We start from the raw sequence: 17,826 nt of genomic DNA, 5'->3' as shown, positions 1-17,826 counted from the left end.
ACCTGGATTTATCACGTTCAAGGACATTCAGATGACCCCCGAAGACGCCCGGAAATTTCTTGCAGCAAACGAGGTGAAATACATCCTCGCGCAGTTCGTCGACATCCACGGGGTCGCGAAGACCAAATCCGTGCCTGCCGCGCATCTCGACAGCATTCTCACGGCGGGTGCCGGTTTCGCGGGCTTCGCCGTGTGGGGGCTGGGTATCGATCCGCAAGGCCCCGACTTCATGGCCGTCGGCGACATCAATACCCTGCAACTCGTGCCCTGGCAACCGGGCTATGCGCGCGTCGTCTGCGACGGGCATGTAAAGCGCGAGCCGTGGCCATTCGAAAGCCGTGTGACGCTGAAAAAGCAGATTCGCCGTCTCGAAGACCACGGCTGGATTCTGAACACCGGGCTCGAACCGGAGTTCTCGCTGCTGCGCAAGGGGGCAGACGGCACGATCGCGCCCTGCGACCACACCGACGCGTTGCCGAAGCCGTGCTACGACTACAAGGGCCTTTCCCGCTCGCGCGAATTCCTGGAGCGTTTGACGGATGCGCTGATCAAGGCGGGTATCGACGTCTATCAGATCGATCACGAAGACGCGAACGGCCAGTTCGAGATCAACTACACGTACACCGAATGCCTGAAGTCCTGCGATCACTACGTCTTCTTCAAGATGGCGGCCGCGGAGATCGCGAATGAACTGGGCCTTGTCTGCTCGTTCATGCCGAAGCCTTTCGCGAACCGGCCCGGCAACGGCATGCACATGCACATGTCGATTTCCGACGGCAAGAAGAACCTGTTCGCCGACGATCACGACGAGCGCGGCCTCGGCCTCTCGAAGCTCGCCTACCACTGGACGGCGGGCATCCTGAAGCACGCCGCGGCGCTCACGGCGATCTGCGCGCCGACGGTGAATTCGTACAAGCGTCTCGTCGTAGGCCGATCGTTGACAGGCGCGACATGGGCGCCCGCCTATGTGAGCTATGGCGACAACAACCGCTCGTCGATGGTGCGCATTCCGGGCGGACGGATCGAACTGCGCCTGCCGGATGCCGCGTGCAACGCGTATCTCGCGACGGCTGCCGTGATCGCGGCGGGGCTCGATGGCGTCGAAAACCGTCTGGACCCGGGCGAACCCTGCAATGCCAACCTCTACGAGATGTCGCCGCGTGACCTCAAGGAAAACGGCATCAGCATCCTGCCGCAGAACCTCGAAGCCGCGTTGCATGCGCTGGAGCGCGACGAAGTGATGCTCGAAGCGCTGGGGCCGGCGGGCGGCGAGTTTCTCCGTCTCAAGCACATGGAGTGGATCGAGTACATGCGCCATGTGTCGGACTGGGAACAGAAGACCTACCTCGAATTTTTCTGATCAAGAATCCTAAACAGCTTGTCGCTTGAATTTGAGCGCGAGGAGATAACGATGTGTGGAATTGTCGGACTACTCGTCAAGAAGCCCGAGTTGCGCGAGCGGCTCGGCGAATTGATGGTGCCCATGCTGCTGGGCATGACGGAGCGCGGGCCGGACTCGGCGGGCCTTGCGGTGTTCACGGAGCCTGTCGCCGACGGCGTGCGCAAGATCAGCCTTTACTCGGGCCTGACGGAAGAAGGCGCCGATTTCAACTGGCAAGGGCTGGTTCATGAACTGAACGCGCACCTCGGCGCCAAGGCATCCGTGCAGGTGAAGGACAACCACGCCGTATTGACCGTTGCCGTCGATCCCGAGACGGTCAAGCACTGGATTCGCGAAACGCACCCGGGGCTGCACGTGCTGTCGACGGGACGCATGATCGACCTGTACAAGGACACGGGCACGCCCGGCCAGGTCGCGGACCGTTACGCGTTTAGCGGGCTGACGGGCACGCACCTGGTGGGGCATACGCGGATGGCGACGGAATCCGCCGTGACCCCCGATCGCGCGCATCCCTTCACGGCGGGCGAGGACTTCTGTCTGGTACACAACGGCTCGCTCTCGAATCCGTTCGGCGTGAGACGCATGCTCGAACCGCACGGCATCCGCTTCGATACCGACAACGACACGGAAGCCGCCTGCCGTTTCCTCGAATACCGGCTGCGCGAAGGCGACGATCTCGAAGCGGCGTTGCAGAAGGGTTTCGAGCAGCTCGACGGCTTCTTCACGTTTCTGATGGGCACGCCCGACAAGCTCGCGCTGATCCGCGATCCGTTCGCCTGCAAGCCGGCCGTGGTCGCCGAGACGGACGATTTCGTCGCGATTGCCTCTGAGTTCCGTTCGCTCGCGCATCTGCCCGACATCAAGCACGCCCGCGTTTTTGAACCGGCTCCCGAGGAGATGTACGTATGGACAGTGTGAACTTCGACCTGGCGTCCGCCTCGGTGACGGACGTGAATGGCTTCCTGCACCGCGAGGCCGCGAAAGCGGGCACGCGCAGGGTGCTGATCTCGAATCCCGATGGCGCGCACAACATCGCGGTGGGACTCGATCTTCCCATCGAAATCGAGATCGACGGCCATGCAGGCTATTACGCCGCCGGCATGAACAAGGAAGCGAAAGTGACGATCTCGGGCAGCGCCAGCACGGGTGTGGCCGAGAACATGATGAGCGGCCGCGTACACGTGAAGGGCTTCGCTTCGAACGCGGCGGGCGCATCGGCGCACGGCGGGCTGCTCGTCATCGAGGGCGACGCGGGCCTGCGCTGCGGGATCTCGCTGAAGGGCGCGGACATCGTCGTGAAGGGATCGGTTGGCAGCTTTTCCGCGTTCATGGCCCAGGCGGGCCGGATCGTGATCTGCGGCGACGCCGGCGATGCGCTCGGCGACTCGCTGTACGAGGCGGTGATCTATGTGCGCGGCAAGGTCAAGTCGTTGGGTGCCGACGCGCGTGAAGAGCCGATGCAACCTGCCGATGTGGAAGCCGTCGCGCAACTGCTGCGCGCAGCGGGCCCCGCATTCGCGGAATTCGATCCCAAGGAATTCAGACGCGTCTCGTCGGCCCGCTCGCTGTATCACTGGAATGCCGACGCGAATCAGGAATATTGAACCGGGGACCCCGCCATGGAAATCAAGCCCGTACACATGAAACATATCGCCACCGAAGAGTCCTGGGGCTTCGACCGCAAGACGATCGACTACATCCAGAACGCTGCGGCACACGGACTGTATGAGATCCGTGGCCTCGGGGCGAAGCGGCGCGTGCCGCACTTCGACGATCTGCTGTTTCTCGGCGCATCGCTGTCGCGCTATCCGCTGGAGGGATACCGCGAAAAGTGCGTGACCAAGACCGTGCTCGGCACGCGCTTCGCGAAGAAGCCGATCGAACTTGCCATCCCCATCACCGTCGCGGGCATGAGCTTCGGCGCGCTGTCGGCGAACGTGAAGGAATCGCTCGGCCGCGCCGCCACCGAACTCGGCACCTCGACGACGACGGGCGACGGCGGTATGACGCCCGAAGAACGGCAATCGTCGAAGACGCTCGTCTATCAGTGCCTGCCGTCGCGTTACGGCTTCAATCCCGACGATGTGCGCAAGGCCGACGCGATCGAGGTCGTGATCGGACAAGGCGCAAAACCGGGTGGCGGCGGCATGCTGCTCGGCCAGAAGATCTCGCCGCGCGTGGCCAAAATGCGCACGCTGCCGGAAGGGATCGACCAGCGTTCGGCATCGCGCCATCCCGACTGGACAGGCCCCGACGACCTGCAGATCAAGATTCTCGAATTGCGCGAGATGACCGACTGGCAGACCCCGATCTACGTCAAGGTCGGCGCGACCCGCACGTTCAATGACGTCAAGCTCGCGGTACACGCGGGCGCGGACGTGATCGTCGTCGATGGCATGCAGGGCGGCACGGCCGCGACGCAGACCTGCTTCATCGAGAACGTCGGCATTCCGACACTCGCCGCGTTGCGCCAGGCCGTCGATGCGCTCGAAGACCTCAACATGAAGGGGCAGGTGCAGTTGATCATCTCGGGCGGCATCCGCAGCGGGGCCGACGTCGCGAAGGCGCTGGCGATGGGCGCCGATGCCGTGGCCATCGGCCAGGGCGTGCTGGTGTCGCTGGGCTGCAATAGTGGCTCGTATATCGAGAACGGCCAGCACGTCAGCGCGCTCGACGACTATGCGAGCCTCGGCACCGCGCCGGGCTTCTGTCACCATTGCCACACGGGCAAGTGCCCCGTCGGCATCACGACCCAGAACCCGGTGCTGCAGGAGCGTCTGAAGCCCGACGTCGGCGCGAAGCGTCTGAAGAACTATCTGAAGACGCTGAACATGGAGCTGACGACGATCGCCCGCGCGTGCGGCAAGCAGAACGTTCATCACCTGGAGCCGGAAGATCTCGTGGCGCTCACGGTCGAAGCGGCGGCGATGGCGCGTGTGCCGCTCGCCGGGACCAACTGGATTCCCGGCCTGAACGGCGCCCGATGACAGCGCAGATCATCGACGGCCGGCACCTTGCGCGGCGGCTGCGCGCGCGCTTTCGCGAGCGCGTCGCGGCTCTGTCCGCGCGAGGTGTCGTGCCCGGTCTCGCCGTGGTGCTGGTCGGCGACAACCCCGCGTCGGAGCTGTACGTCGCGAACAAGGTGCGAGCCTGCGAGGATTGCGGCGTGCGCTCGTTCATGCACAGGTTCCACGCGGATTGCCGGGAAACGGAACTGCTCGATCGCATTGCCGCGCTCAACGTCGAGCGCAGCACGCACGGCATTCTGGTGCAACTGCCGTTGCCGCCCCAGATCAACGTGCGGCGCGTGCTGGAAAGCATCGTCGTCGACAAGGACGTCGACGGTTTTCATCTTTACAACGTGGGCGCGCTGGTGGTCGGCAATTCGATCTTTCCACCATGTACGCCCTATGGCGTCCAGCTTCTGCTGGAGACGACGGGCATCGACGTGGCGGGGAAGAACGTCGTGGTGGTCGGCGCGAGCAATATCGTCGGCAAGCCGATGGCGTTGATGCTGCTGCAGAAGGAAGCCACCGTCACCGTGTGTCACGTGAAAACGCGCGACCTTGCGCAACACACGATTCACGCTGACATTCTGGTCGTCGCCGCGGGCAAGCCCGGGCTCATCAAGGCCGAGATGGTCAAGGAAGGCGCGATCGTGATCGATGTCGGGATCAATCGCACGCCGGATGGGCGCATCGTCGGTGATGTCGACTTCGAGCCCGTGCGCGAGCGGGCATCATGGATTACGCCCGTGCCGGGCGGCGTGGGACCGATGACGGTCACGATGCTGATCGAGAACACGTTGCGATCGGCCGAGCGGTTTGCGGATGGGGAAGCGTTTCATCCGCCACAGCCCTTCTGGCAGGTGCCGGCAGGGTAGGGCAAAAAAATTACGGCGTTGACGATTGCAGGAGACCTCTAATGGCTGACGATACACGCAACGCACTCGAAACGGCCGCGCGGCTCGCGCTCGCATTTCACGACTCGCGCGCGTCGCGCCCAACGGGTCCGACCGCGAGCTTCGGCGAGTTGAGCGCGGCGTTCGGCGGCCCGACACCGGAACAAGGCGAGCCCGCCGATGCCGTGATCGCGCGGCTCTCGGCCATTGCCGAGCCGGGTTTGCTCGGCACGGCGGGGCCGCGCTTTTTCGGCTGGGTTGCGGGCGGCTCGCACCCCGCCGCTGTCGCAGCGGACTGGCTCACGAGCATCTGGGGACAAAATGCCGCGACCTGGCATGGTGCGCCGGCTGCTGCCGTCGCCGAACAGGTAGTGGCAGGCTGGTTCCTCGATTTGCTGGAACTGCCGCGCGACTGCTCAGTCGGCTTCACCACGGGCGCGACGATGAGCAATTTCGTCTGCCTCGCGGCGGCCCGCGATGCCGTGCTGCGGCAGGCGGGCTGGGACGTCGAGGCCGACGGTCTGTGCGGCGCGCCGCCCATCTCCGTGTATGTCGGCGACGGCGTACACGCGGGCGTGCTGGCCGCGCTGCGCTATCTGGGCATCGGCGAGCGGCGCGTTATCCGGATCGCCGCCGACGAGTCGGGCCGCATGCAGGTCGCCGCGTTGCGGGAGGCGCTCGCGCAACATTCGGGACCGCTCATCGTGATCGCCCAAGCGGGACACATGATGACCGGCGCATTCGATCCCGTCGGCGAGATCGCCGCGTGTACGCATGAGCATGGTGGCTGGGTTCACGTCGATGCAGCGTTCGGACTGTGGGTCAGAGCAAGCGCGCAGTACAGGGGCCTTGCAGCCGGCATCGAAGACGCGGATTCATGGGCGGCCGATGCGCACAAGTGGCTGCAAGCACCCTATGAAACCGGCTGCGCGTTCGTGCGCGATGCCGCCGCTCACCGTCGCGCGATGTCGATTAACGCGAGCTATCTGCCGCAAGCCGACGACGGCGTTCGCGACCCTGTGCATTACACGCCGGAGCTTTCGCGCCGCGCACGCGGCTTTGCGCTCTGGGCGCTCGTGCGCTCGCTCGGCAGGCAGGGTATCGCGGCGATGGTCGAACGCCATTGCGCGCTGGCGCGGCGCATGGCGCGCCGCCTCGCGCTGGGTCCCGGTGTTGCGCTGCTCAACGAGGTCGCGTTGAACCAGGTGATCGTGCGCTTCGGTTCGGCCTACGACGTCTCGCTCGCCGACGAACTGACGCTGCGCGCGATCGAACGTATCCGGGCGCAGGGCATCTGCGATGTGCGCGCGGCGCGCTGGCAAGGGCGCGCGGTGATGCGGCTGTCGGTTATCTCGTGGGCCACGACGGAGCACGACGCGGATCGTGCCGCCGATGCGATTCTGTCGGCATGGGATCAGGTGCATGGCGACTACCTGTGTCAGGAACGCGAAGCGATGGCACTGGCGTTCGGATAAGCATTGCTCAAGCGCTGTACTTTCGCGGGCGGTCCGTCAACTTCGACGGGCCGCCCGCTTCTTGCATTTATCGCTTGTTGCCGCCGCCGATGGCATCTGCCGTTGCGAGCAGCGCCTCGGCCATGCGGATGCTCGCCGCGTCGATCAGCCGGCCATCCAGCGAGACTGCGCCTTTGCCTTCCTTCGCGGCCTGCGCCATCGCCTCCATGATGCGGCGCGCCTTGGTCACTTCCGCATCGGCGGGCGTGAACACGCGGTTGGCGAGTTCGATCTGCGACGGATGGATCGCCCATTTACCCTCATAGCCCAGCACGGCAGCGCGGCGCGCGGCGGCATCGTAGCCATCGGGATCGCTGAAATCGCCGAACGGTCCGTCGATGGGACGCAGCCCATAGGCGCGGCAGGCCACCATCATCCGCGTTTGCGCGGCGTGCCACTGATCACCCCAGTAGTATTCGCGCTCTCCACGCTCATTCTTGTCCGTGAGGACACCGTAGTCGCGATTCACGCCGCCGATCACCGTCGTGCGCGCGCGCGTCGAGGCCGCATAGTCCGCGACGCCGAACGACATGGCTTCGAGACGGCGGCTCGATTGCGCGATGCTCTCGACATTCGCCATGCCGAGCGCGGTTTCGATCAGCACTTCGAAGCCGATCCGGCGGGTGCGCTGGCGGGCTGCCTCGATCTGCGTGACGAGCATATCGACGGCGTACACGTCCGCCGCCACGCCGACCTTCGGAATCAGGATCATGTCGAGACGCGGACACGCTTCGACGATATCGACGACATCGCGATACATGTAGTGCGTATCGAGCCCGTTGATACGGACCATCATCGTCTTGCTGCCCCAATCGATATCGTTGAGCCCTTCGATGATGTTCTTGCGCGCCTGCTCCTTGTCGTCCGGGGCGACGGCGTCTTCGCAGTCGAGGAAGATGATGTCCGCGGCCGAGCGCGCGGCTTTTTCGAACATCGCGGGATTCGAGCCGGGCACGGCCAGCTCGGAACGGTGCAACCGCGCTTTGGCCTGCTCGATGACAGTGAAACTCATACGGGTTCTCCTGAAGTCATTTCATTGAAGGCATGACGCAAAGGGCGTTCAGCCCGTCGCGCCAAAGCCCGATGCGATGCAGTTGATGGACAGCAGCAGCGGCACCTGATACGCGCGCCGCTGTCGTTCCGTCTGTGCCGAACGGTAGAGGCGAAGCAGTTCGATTTGCTGGCGGCTAACGAGATCGATAGCGGGCAAGCGGCGCTGCAGACGCGCATGGAACTTCGGAAAGCGCGTGCCCAGTGCGGACGAGCCCGTGAGCGTTTGCACCATCTTCACCGTGAGCCGGAATTCGGCTTCGATCTGCCCGAAGATCGTGTCGCGGGTCGCTTCATCGGGTACGAGGCCCGCATACTCGCGCGCAATGTCGAGATTGACCTGGGCCAGCGTCTTTTCGACCTCGTCGATGACGAGCCGGAACAGCCGCGATTCGTCGAACATCCGCCGCAGCAGGTCGATCCCACGTTCCTGCCGCACCGAAAGGAAGCCTTCGATCGCGCTGCCCACGCCGTACCAGCCCGTCAGCGCGTGCCGGTTCTGCGACCATGCGAACACCCAAGGAATCGCGCGCAGATCCTGCAAGCTCGTTGCGCCGAAGCGGCGGGCAGGGCGCGAGCCCATGTTGAGCATCGACAATTCTTCGAGCGGGCTGGCCGCCTGGAAATACGCGAGCATGCCCGGCTGTTCGATGAACTTCGCATACGCAGCCCGCGACGCGCCCGAGAGCGCTTCCATGGCTTCATCGAATTCGCCCTTCGGCAGCAAGGCCTCTTCGCGCTCCGACTTCAGCGTATGTTCGAGCACGCTCGACGCAAGCAACTCGACGTGATACTGCGCCGTGCCGCGATTCGCGTATTTGAACGACACCACTTCGCCCTGTTCCGTCACGCGAAAACGCCCTTTGACCGAGCCGGCGGGCAAAGCGGCGACGGCGCGGCCAGCCGGTATGCCGCCCCGGCTCACCGACCCGCCGCGTCCGTGGAAGAACGCGATCGTGACGCCCAGTTCATCGCCGAGCCGCTTGATCTTCGTCTGCGCCTTCGACAGTTCCCAGTTGCTCGCGAAGAATCCGCCGTCCTTGTTCGAATCCGAATAGCCGATCATGATTTCCTGCACGCCGCCCTGTGCGCGAATGCTGCGGCGGACCATCGGCACGGCCAGCAGTTCGCGCAGGATTTCGGGCGCGCGGCGCAAGTCGTCGATGGTTTCGAGCAAGGGCACGACGGGCAACGTGCAGCTTTCCGTCCCGGCTGCGTCGGAAAAGAGACCGGCTTCCTTGGCAAGCAGATAGACCCCGAGCACGTCGCTGGCCCGATGCGTCATGCTCAGAATGAACGCGCCGAATGCATTGCGATCTACCTGCTGGCGCATCTCACGCGCCGTGCGGAAAATCTGCAGCGTCTGTGCCTCGTCGAATGGCAGCGAATCGAAGCGGCGTTCCCGCTCCTGCTCGCTGTCCGACGGTTGGGCCAGTTCGCTGAGCAGCCACGCTTTCCATTCGGGCGAGTCGCTGGCGGGCGGTTCGCCCGATGTGCCACAGGTCGCGCGCCACAACGCGCGCAGCGCCTGCTCGATCACCGTCGTGTTCTGACGCAGGTCGAGCTGCACGGTGCTGAAGCGAAACGTCTCCACTTCTTGCCGCAACGGCCGTACGAGCATGTGCGCCAGTTGCGCGCTGCCCGTCGCAAAGAGCGTCTGCTCGATCACCAGCAGGTCGGCGGCAAGCTCGTCGGCGCTCGTATAGCCACCTTGAACGGGCGTGCCGTCGGCGGGCCGGCTGGCGTTGGCAAGCGACCCGTCGAGCCGGCGCAAGATGCACGTCAGGTATTGACGGAACAGTTCGCCCGGATTGCGCGATGCGATCGACGTAGCTTCGCCGCTGCGCATCAGTGCCCGCGCCAGCGCTTCATGGAAACTGTCCGGAACAGGCAACGCCTCGGACGTGATACTCAGCATCTGCGTCAGTTCGACAAGACGCAGGCGGTAGCGCTTCAGGCACGCAAGCCGGTTCTCATGCAGCGTGGCACGCGTGACGCTGTCGTCGACGAATGGATTGCCGTCGCGGTCTCCGCCTATCCACGAACCAAACTGGAAAAAGCGCGGCATGTCGAAGCGCTCGCCCGGATAGTGACGCGCGAGCGCGCTCTCCAGCTTGTCGAACAACAGCGGTACGGCTTCGAACAGCGTCTCGCCGAAAAAGTGCAGTCCCCACGCGACTTCCTGCGCGACCGTGGGTTTTTCGAGCCGCAGCTCGCCGCTCATCCACAACAGCTCGATATCGTTCCTGAGCGCAAGGATCAGCGTGTAGCGTTCGCGCGGTGTCCAGCGCGGCGATTCGAGTTCCATCAGACGCCGGTAGATGCGTCGATGGATTTCGAGCACCGTGACGCGCTTGGCTTCCGTGGGGTGAGCCGTCAGCACGGGGCGCACTTTCATCTGGCTCAGCGCGTCGCGCACTTCGGCGGCAGGAATGCCAGCCTCGGCTGCTTCGGCAATCACCCGCGCAAACGAATCCGGCAACCTGTCATAGCCGCCTTCGATCTCGATCTCCCGGCGGCGGCGCATCGCGGTACTCTGCTCGGCGATGCTGAGCAGCTGGAACCACATGCCTTGCGCCTGCAGCATGCGCCTCAGAATCACACGCGCGGTGCGATCATCCATCCGCTCGCGCATCAATTCCGTCATCGATTCATGCGCCGACTCGCCCATCAGCGTGCGTTCGACCTCTGGCTGGCGGCCGCGCGCAATGTCACGCAACAGTTCCGACAGCAACTCGATAACCGCGTATTCATAGTCTTCCGCGCTGAGCGCGGGCAGGGCAGCCGACGCGATCGCGAGCTCGTGCAGCCGGTCGACGTCGGCATGCCTGCTCGCGGGGAAGGGGCGCACAACCTCGACGCGCGGCGGGTCGGGTTGTGTTTCTGGGCCATAGCCCCAATCAGGCAACGCGGCGCGTGACATGTTCTTCGAGCACAGAGGCAACCGTGGAACCCAGCTCGGACGCGCTGGGCGCCACCGAGAGGCCGTAGGACATCATGATTTCCGCCTTCTCCGCCGCGCTGTCGCCCGCTGCCGAGATAATCGCTCCCGCGTGTCCCATGCGCCGTCCCTTGGGCGCCGTCAGACCGGCCACATAGCCGACGACGGGCTTCGTCATATGCTCGCTGACCCACTTCGCGGCTTCGGCTTCCTGCGGACCGCCAATCTCGCCGATCATCACGACAGCCTCGGTCTCGGGGTCCTGCTCGAACAGTTTCAGATGATCGAGAAACGAACTGCCGTTGATGGGATCGCCGCCGATGCCCACGCTCGTCGTGACGCCGAGGCCGAGCGCATTGAGCTGCGCGGCGGCTTCATAGCCGAGCGTGCCCGAGCGCGACACGATGCCGATATTGCCGCGCCGGTAGATGTTGCCCGGCATGATGCCGAGCATCGCGCGCCCGGCGCTGATGATGCCCGCGCAGTTCGGGCCGACCACCATCGTGCGGGTTTCCTTCGGATAACGCAGCAGATAGCGTTTGACGCGCATCATGTCCTGTGCCGGGATGCCGTCGGTAATCACGCAGACGAGTTGCAGGCCGGCGTCGGCGGCTTCCATGATGGCGTCGGCACAGTAGGGCGGCGGCACGAACACGAGGCTCGCGGTGGCGCCTGTTTCGCGTACGGCGTCTTTCACGGTATCGAACACGGGGCGTTCGAGATGAAGCTGTCCGCCCTTGCCCGGTGTGACACCGCCGACCACGTTGGTGCCGTACTCGATCATCTCTTTCGCATGGAACGACGCCTTGTCGCCCGTGAAGCCCTGCACGATGACGCGGGTGTTTTCGTCGATCAGGATACTCATGTCCGTTCTCCTTATCTGGGGTTGCCGGCCTGGCGGGCTCGGTGCGCCTTGGAGGCCTCGACGGCCTTTTGCGCCGCTTCCAGCAGCGATTGCGCCGCGATGATGGGCAAGCCGCTTTCCTTGATGATGCGTCGTCCTTCTTCGACGTTGGTACCCGCCAGACGCACGACGAGGGGCACCCTCAGGCCGCGGGCCGCCTGTACGACACCTTCGGCAACCCAGTCGCAGCGATTGATGCCGGCGAAAATATTGACGAGCACGGCCGACACGTTCTGATCGGACAGCACGAGCCGAAACGCTGCCGCCACGCGCTCGGGCGATGCGCCGCCGCCGACGTCGAGGAAGTTCGCCGGCTCGCCGCCTGCGTACTTGATCGTGTCCATGGTGGCCATCGCGAGGCCGGCGCCGTTGATGATGCAGCCGATATCGCCGTCGAGCCCCACGTAGTTCAGCCCGAACTGCGCGGCTTCCGCTTCGCGCGGATCTTCCTGCGCCGCGTCGCGCATCTCGGACACGTGCGGGTGGCGAAACAGGCCGTTGTCGTCGAAAGAAATCTTCGCGTCGAGGGCGATCACGCGGTCGTCATCGGTGACGACGAGGGGATTGATCTCGACCATCGTCGCGTCGAGGTCGCGAAACGCGCGATACGCGCCCATGATCGCGTTGACGGCGCGGCTTACCTGCTTGATGTTCAAGCCAAGGCCGAAGGCGATCTCGCGCGCCTGGAAGGGCTGCAAGCCGACGGCCGGCTCGACCACCGTCTGAAGCACGGCGCCCGGGTTGGTGTGCACCACTTCTTCGATGTCCATGCCGCCCTGTGCGGAAGCGATCACGCGCACGCGTTCCGCCTTCCGGTCGAGCACGATGCCGAGATAGATCTCGCGCTCGAATTTCTCGGCGACCTCCACGTACACGCGCTCGACGACCTTGCCTTCCGGTCCCGTCTGCACCGTCACGAGCTGCTTGCCGAACAGCGCGGTCGCCGCCTCGTGTACATCGTGGTAGGTCTCGCACAGCTTGATGCCGCCCGCCTTGCCGCGCGCGCCCGAATGAATCTGCGCCTTGACGGCCCAGTGCCAGCCGCCGAGTTCCGTGGCGCAGTAGACGGCCTGATCCGGCGTGTAGGCGACCGCGCCGCGCTGGATCGGCACGCCGAAGCCAGACAGCAGGTCTTTGGCCTGATACTCGTGAATGTCCATGTCGATGTCTCCGTTTGATTGCGTGGTTTGCGAACCGTCAGGTCACGAGATTGCGCGGGACGCCGCGCGCGAATGCCTCGATGTTCTCGATCAGCTGGTCGGCTAGCGACTGCATGGCGTCGTCGGACGCCCATGCAACGTGAGGTGTCAGGATGAAGTTGGGCAGGTCGAGCTCGAGCAGCGGATTGCCCGCGACGGGCGGCTCCTGGCTGAGCACGTCGAAGCCTGCCCCGGCGATCAGTCCTTCCTTGAGCGCCGTGGCGAGCGAGGCTTCGCACACCAGCCCGCCGCGCGCCGTGTTGATCAGCAGGCAGTTGCGCTTCATGCTGCGCAACTCGTCGAGCCCGATCAGGTTGCGCGTGGCAGGCGTGAGCGGCGCGTGCAGCGAGATCACGTCGGACGCGCGCAGCACCGTGTCGAGTTCGGCGTATTCGAGGCCCGGCACCCGCGCGCGCTGCGCGTCGTGAGCGGCGAACACCGGGCGCATGCCGAAGCCGCGCGCAATCTGCGCCGTGCCCTGGCCCAGCGCGCCGCCGCCGATGATGCCAAGCGTCGAGCCATGCAGGTCGCGGATCTGATGATCGAAGAAGCAGAACTGCTTGGTCTGCTGCCAGCGTCCGCTCAGCACGTCGTTGCGGTAAGCGAGCAGATTGCGCCGCAACGCGAGGATCAGCGCGAACGTGTGCTCGGGCACCGCGTGGGACGCATAGCCGCGAATGTTGGCGACGGCGATACCACGCTCGCGGCAGTACGCCGTATCGACGACGTCATAGCCCGTCGCCGCCACGGCAATCATCTTGATCGACGGGTGCCTGTCGAGCATCTCGGCTCGCAGCGGCACCTTGTTGGTGATCGCGATGGTGGCGCCTTCGAGCCGCCGCATGACCTCCTGTTCAGAGGTCGACGCGTACTGGACCCAGTGGTGGTCGAAGGTTGGGCGCCGGACATCGGCATTCAGCGTGGAACGGTCGAGAAAAACGATTTCGTGTCGCATGGTGTCGTGCGTTCCGTAGTGTGGGCGGGAAGGATGCGACCCGCCGCGCCTGCTTCAGGCAGGCGCGTTCAGGCGGTCGCGCTCATGCAGCCGTGCTCATGGCGCTGTGTTCATGCGTTGGCGGCGCGGCGTGCGACGGGCTCTGCCACCCGCTGCGGCGCGGCATGCGTCGTGGCCTGCGCGCCCGGCGTGTGCGTGCGCCAGTACTGTCCGGCTGCGCCTACGCCGCTGCCTGGCCGCACGTCGATACCGGCATCGAGCATGGCCATTTCGGCGCCTGCAATCGCGCTCACCAGCATCAGTTCGTTCAGGTCGCCGAGGTGGCCGATGCGGAACACCTTGCCCGCGACCTTCGAGAGTCCCGCGCCGAGTGCGAGGTTGTAGCGGCGATAAGCAGTGTCGATGACCTGCGCGGCGTTGAATCCTTCCGGCACGACGATCGCGGACACCGTATCGGAGTGCCACTTCGGCGCCTTCGCGCACACTTCGAGTCCCCAGCCTTCCGTGATGGCGGCGCGCACACCCGAAGCCAGGTAGTGATGCCGCGCGAACACGTTGTCGAGCCCTTCCTCGAACAGCAGGTCGAGCGCGGCGCGCAACCCGTACAGCAGCGAAAGCGCGGGCGTGTACGGGAAATAGCCGGTGGCGTTGGTGCGCACCATGTCGGCGAGATCGAAGTAGCAGCGGCGCGATTTCGCGTGTCCGATCGTCTTCAGCGCCTTCTGGCTCACGCACAGGATGCCGAGGCCCGCCGGCAGCATCAGACCTTTCTGCGAGCCCGTCACGGCCAGATCGACGCCCCATTCGTCCATGCGGAAATCGATGCAGCCAATCGAGCTCACGCCGTCGACGAACAGCAAGGCCGGGTGGCCCGCGTCGTCCATTGCGCGGCGCAGTGCGCCGATATCGCTCGTCACGCCCGTCGCCGTTTCGTTGTGGCAGGCCAGAATGCCCTTGATGGTGTGCTGACGGTCCGCCTTCAGGATCTCGCCGATCCGCTCGACGGGCACGCCTTCGCCCCAGTCGACGTCGAGAATTTCCACATCGAAGCCCAGGCGCTGCGCCATGTCGGCCCACAGATGGCTGAACTGGCCAAAGCGCGGCACCAGGACCCGGTCACCCGGCGACAACGTGTTGGTGAGCGCCGCTTCCCATGCGCCCGTACCCGACGACGGAAAAATAAAGGGCTGGCCTTCCGCGGTCCGGTAGATCTTCTTCAGATCGGAGAGCAGGCCATGCGTGAGTTCGGGGAATTTCGTCGAACGATGGTCTTCCATCGACACCACCATCGCGCGTTGCACGGCGTCGGGAACATTGGTCGGACCGGGGACGGCGAGAATGTTGCGTCCAGGGATGCGCGTGGCAGAAGTATTCGACATGGTTTGTCTCCTTGGTGATGATCTTGATCAGTCGTTCGGGTGATTCAGTGCGCCGCGTGACCGGCGGCCGTGCTGTCGTCCCGTGTCGCGTGTACGTTGTGGCGCAGTGCGTCGGGCGCGTCGCGATACACAGGAAACTTCGCGGTCAGCGCGAGCACGGCGTCCGCTGTGCGGCGGATCACGAGGTCGTTGGCCGGTGCCTCGAGCACATCCGCCATCAGGTGTGCGAGCTGTTGCGCTTCCGCTTCGCGCAGGCCACGTGTCGTGATGGCGGGCGAACCGATACGCACGCCGCTCGTGACAAAGGGCTTTTGCGGATCGTTCGGAATCGCGTTCTTGTTGACCGTGATGAAGGCGCGGCCAAGCGCGGCTTCCGCCTCTTTGCCCGTGACGTTTTTCGCGCGCAGATCGACGAGGAAAACGTGTGAGTCCGTGCGGCCCGACACGATCCGCAAGCCGCGTTGCTGGAGCGTCTGCGCCATGGTCCGTGCGTTGATAAGCACCTGTTGCTGGTACTGACGAAACTCGTCGGTCATTGCTTCGCGCAGCGCGGCGGCCTTGCCCGCGATCACATGCATCAGCGGGCCGCCCTGGATGCCGGGGAAGATCGTCGAGTCGATTGCTTTGGCAGCCTGCGCGCCCGCGAGAATCATGCCGCCGCGCGGACCGCGCAGCGTCTTGTGGGTGGTCGTCGTGACGTAATCGGCGATGCCCACGGGGCTTGGGTAAAGCCCCGCCGCCACGAGGCCCGCATAGTGCGCCATGTCGACGAGCAACGACGCGCCCACGCTATCGGCGATCGCACGAAAACGCTGCCAGTCGATCACGAGCGAGTAGGCGGAAGCTCCCGCGACGATCATGCGCGGCTTGTGAGTCTGCGCGAGTTGCTGGACCTGCTCGTAGTCGATTTCTTCCGTATCCGGATTGAGACCGTACGACACGGCATTGAACAGCTTGCCGCTGACGTTCACGGACGCACCATGCGTGAGGTGTCCGCCGTGCGCGAGCGACATGCCGAGAATCGTGTCGCCGGGCTTGAGCACGGACAGATACACGGCCTGATTGGCCTGCGATCCCGAATGCGGCTGCACGTTTGCATATTCGGCATGGAACAATTGCTTGGCGCGATCGATGGCGAGCTGCTCGACGACGTCGACGTGTTCGCAGCCGCCGTAGTAGCGGCGGCCCGGATAACCCTCAGCGTACTTGTTGGTCAGCTGCGATCCCTGCGCTTCCAGCACAGCCGGCGACGCATAGTTTTCGGATGCAATCAGCTCGATGTGATCCTGTTGACGCTGCGTTTCTGCCGAGATGGCCTGCCGCAATTCCGGGTCGGTGACGGCAATCGTGTTTTTGTAGCTGAACATGTATGAACCTCTCTTTAATGAACCAGACAGGCTGGACGTCGCTGCTCGTCCCTTCCGTATCCCCTTCGTATTCCTGTTGAAACGATGGTAGTGGCGTGCCGCCGAAAACACTCATTCGCATTACTTATCCGACCCATAACCTTGCGTGTGAGCCTTGCCAGCCGGACCTCGCGCCTCGCGGAGTACCTCTTCTTGGGCATTGCGGACGCTTCCTCCGCTGGTACAGTTGAGGCGTGAAATCAAGGCGTTTTTGCCGTGTGTGTGGGAGGGTAGGGAGCGAGATGCTGCACCTGACATTGCGCCAGCTGAAGGTGTTCGAGGCGAGTGCGCGTCATCTGAGTTTTTCGCGCGCAGCGGAGGAACTTCATCTGACGCAGCCCGGCGTGTCGTCGCAACTGAAGCAGCTCGAAACGGGCATCGGTATGCCGCTGTTCGAACAGGTCGGACGGCGCGTCTTCCTGACGGCAGCGGGCAAGGAGTTGTACAGCCATACGCGGCTGTTGCAGCAGCAGTTGTCGCTTCTCGAAGCGTCGCTCGATCAGCTGCGCGACATGAAGCAGGGCAAGCTGAAGGTGTCGGTGGTGAGCGGGATGACCAACCCGCTCGCGCTTCAGTTGATCGCGAAGTTCACGCGGGCTTTTCCAGGCGTGAACGTGAGTCTCTCTGTCGGTAACAGAGAGTGCGTGCTGAACGAACTGGCGAACAACGAGACCGATCTCGCCATCATGGGGATGCCGCCCGAAGGGCAAGGGCTCGCTGCCGTGCGCGTGGCGAAGAATCCCCTCGTGATGATCGCGCCGCCCGATCACTCGCTCGTGCGCGAGCGCCGCATTGCGCTGGGCGCGCTAGAGCGGGAAACGTTTCTGGTGCGCGAATCCGGCTCCGGCACGCGCCGCGCGATGGAGCGCTTCTTTGCCGAGCACCGCACCAGCTTTCGGCCAGGCATGGAGGTGAGCAGCAACGAGGCTGTGAAATGGGCCGTGCAGGCGGGCATGGGACTGTCAGTCGTGCCCCTCGCGACGATCATGGCCGAACTCGAAACCCTTCGGCTCAAGGTACTCGATGTCGAGCACTTTCCGATCGTCCGGTATCTGTATCTGGTGCATCGCGAGAGCAAACAGCTTTCGGCTGCCGCGTCGGCGTTCAGGGACAGTCTGATCAACGGAGCCCATGAGGCAGGGGAGCGGGTGTCGGGCGAATGATGAACGCGCTTG

General features: G+C 64.4%; 14 protein-coding genes. 7 read left to right on the top strand and 7 right to left on the bottom strand.

The genetic code is table 11. From position 1 onward, the window contains the following. Positions 1–31: 31 nt before the first annotated feature. The 6 genes from glnT to C2L65_RS26295 are packed head-to-tail and all read left to right on the top strand — an operon-like array spanning position 32 to position 6,778. A complete protein-coding gene (glnT, locus tag C2L65_RS26320) occupies positions 32–1,360 on the top strand; it encodes a type III glutamate--ammonia ligase (protein WP_042306513.1) in 1,329 nt (442 codons plus the stop codon). 51 nt (positions 1,361–1,411) lie between these two features. Then, complete coding sequence (locus C2L65_RS26315; RefSeq protein ID WP_007585779.1) at positions 1,412–2,320, top strand: class II glutamine amidotransferase domain-containing protein; 909 nt, start codon at positions 1,412–1,414, stop codon at positions 2,318–2,320. Beyond that, positions 2,308–3,006 carry a GltB/FmdC/FwdC-like GXGXG domain-containing protein gene (locus C2L65_RS26310; RefSeq protein ID WP_007585778.1) on the top strand — a complete coding sequence of 233 codons (699 nt, stop codon included), beginning with the start codon at positions 2,308–2,310 and terminating at the stop codon, positions 3,004–3,006. The genes C2L65_RS26315 and C2L65_RS26310 overlap by 13 nt, the downstream gene beginning before the upstream one ends. A 15-nt stretch (positions 3,007–3,021) precedes the next feature. Beyond that, entirely contained in the window at positions 3,022–4,389 is a 1,368-nt protein-coding gene (locus C2L65_RS26305; protein ID WP_007585777.1) for an FMN-binding glutamate synthase family protein, read from the top strand. Further along, positions 4,386–5,285, top strand: a complete 900-nt coding sequence (gene folD / locus C2L65_RS26300; RefSeq protein ID WP_007742741.1) for a bifunctional methylenetetrahydrofolate dehydrogenase/methenyltetrahydrofolate cyclohydrolase FolD — start codon at positions 4,386–4,388, stop codon at positions 5,283–5,285. The genes C2L65_RS26305 and folD overlap by 4 nt, the downstream gene beginning before the upstream one ends. Before the next feature lie 41 nt (positions 5,286–5,326). Next, positions 5,327–6,778: a pyridoxal phosphate-dependent decarboxylase family protein gene (locus tag C2L65_RS26295; RefSeq protein WP_042306510.1), complete on the top strand. Its 1,452-nt coding sequence runs from the start codon at positions 5,327–5,329 to the stop codon at positions 6,776–6,778. 67 nt (positions 6,779–6,845) lie between these two features. Here C2L65_RS26295 and C2L65_RS26290 read toward each other — a convergent pair whose 3' ends face one another. The 7 genes from C2L65_RS26290 to glyA all read right to left on the bottom strand — a co-directional run bounded on the left by C2L65_RS26290 (position 6,846) and on the right by glyA (position 16,612). Continuing rightward, positions 6,846–7,829, bottom strand: a complete 984-nt coding sequence (locus tag C2L65_RS26290; RefSeq protein ID WP_042306509.1) for an HpcH/HpaI aldolase/citrate lyase family protein — start codon at positions 7,827–7,829, stop codon at positions 6,846–6,848. A gap of 48 nt (positions 7,830–7,877) precedes the next feature. Beyond that, the gene (locus C2L65_RS26285; RefSeq protein WP_052426858.1) at positions 7,878–10,790 is read right to left on the bottom strand and encodes a phosphoenolpyruvate carboxylase; all 2,913 of its coding nucleotides are present in this window, start codon (positions 10,788–10,790) and stop codon (positions 7,878–7,880) included. After that, positions 10,768–11,673, bottom strand: coding sequence for a succinate--CoA ligase subunit alpha (sucD, locus tag C2L65_RS26280; protein WP_042306507.1), 906 nt, complete (start codon positions 11,671–11,673; stop codon positions 10,768–10,770). Before sucD ends, C2L65_RS26285 begins: the two co-directional genes overlap by 23 nt. Positions 11,674–11,684: 11 nt before the next feature. Further along, positions 11,685–12,872 (bottom strand): malate--CoA ligase subunit beta, encoded by a 1,188-nt coding sequence (locus C2L65_RS26275; RefSeq protein WP_042306506.1) that lies wholly within the window; start codon positions 12,870–12,872, stop codon positions 11,685–11,687. Positions 12,873–12,909: 37 nt separating this feature from the next. Continuing rightward, positions 12,910–13,866 carry a D-2-hydroxyacid dehydrogenase gene (locus C2L65_RS26270; RefSeq protein WP_042306505.1) on the bottom strand — a complete coding sequence of 319 codons (957 nt, stop codon included), beginning with the start codon at positions 13,864–13,866 and terminating at the stop codon, positions 12,910–12,912. Positions 13,867–13,976: 110 nt separating this feature from the next. Further along, the gene (locus C2L65_RS26265) at positions 13,977–15,245 is read right to left on the bottom strand and encodes an aminotransferase class V-fold PLP-dependent enzyme (RefSeq protein WP_042306504.1); all 1,269 of its coding nucleotides are present in this window, start codon (positions 15,243–15,245) and stop codon (positions 13,977–13,979) included. A gap of 44 nt (positions 15,246–15,289) precedes the next feature. Next, positions 15,290–16,612 (bottom strand): serine hydroxymethyltransferase, encoded by a 1,323-nt coding sequence (gene glyA, locus C2L65_RS26260; protein ID WP_042306503.1) that lies wholly within the window; start codon positions 16,610–16,612, stop codon positions 15,290–15,292. Positions 16,613–16,893: 281 nt separating this feature from the next. On the opposite strand from glyA, the gene C2L65_RS26255 reads away from it, so the two are divergent. Next, positions 16,894–17,814 (top strand): LysR family transcriptional regulator, encoded by a 921-nt coding sequence (locus C2L65_RS26255; RefSeq protein ID WP_007585766.1) that lies wholly within the window; start codon positions 16,894–16,896, stop codon positions 17,812–17,814. The last annotated feature ends 12 nt before the right edge of the window (positions 17,815–17,826 follow it).

The organism is Paraburkholderia terrae, from assembly GCF_002902925.1.
Taxonomy (GTDB): Bacteria; Pseudomonadota; Gammaproteobacteria; order Burkholderiales; family Burkholderiaceae; genus Paraburkholderia; species Paraburkholderia terrae.
This window is presented reverse-complemented; position numbering and strand designations above follow the sequence as displayed.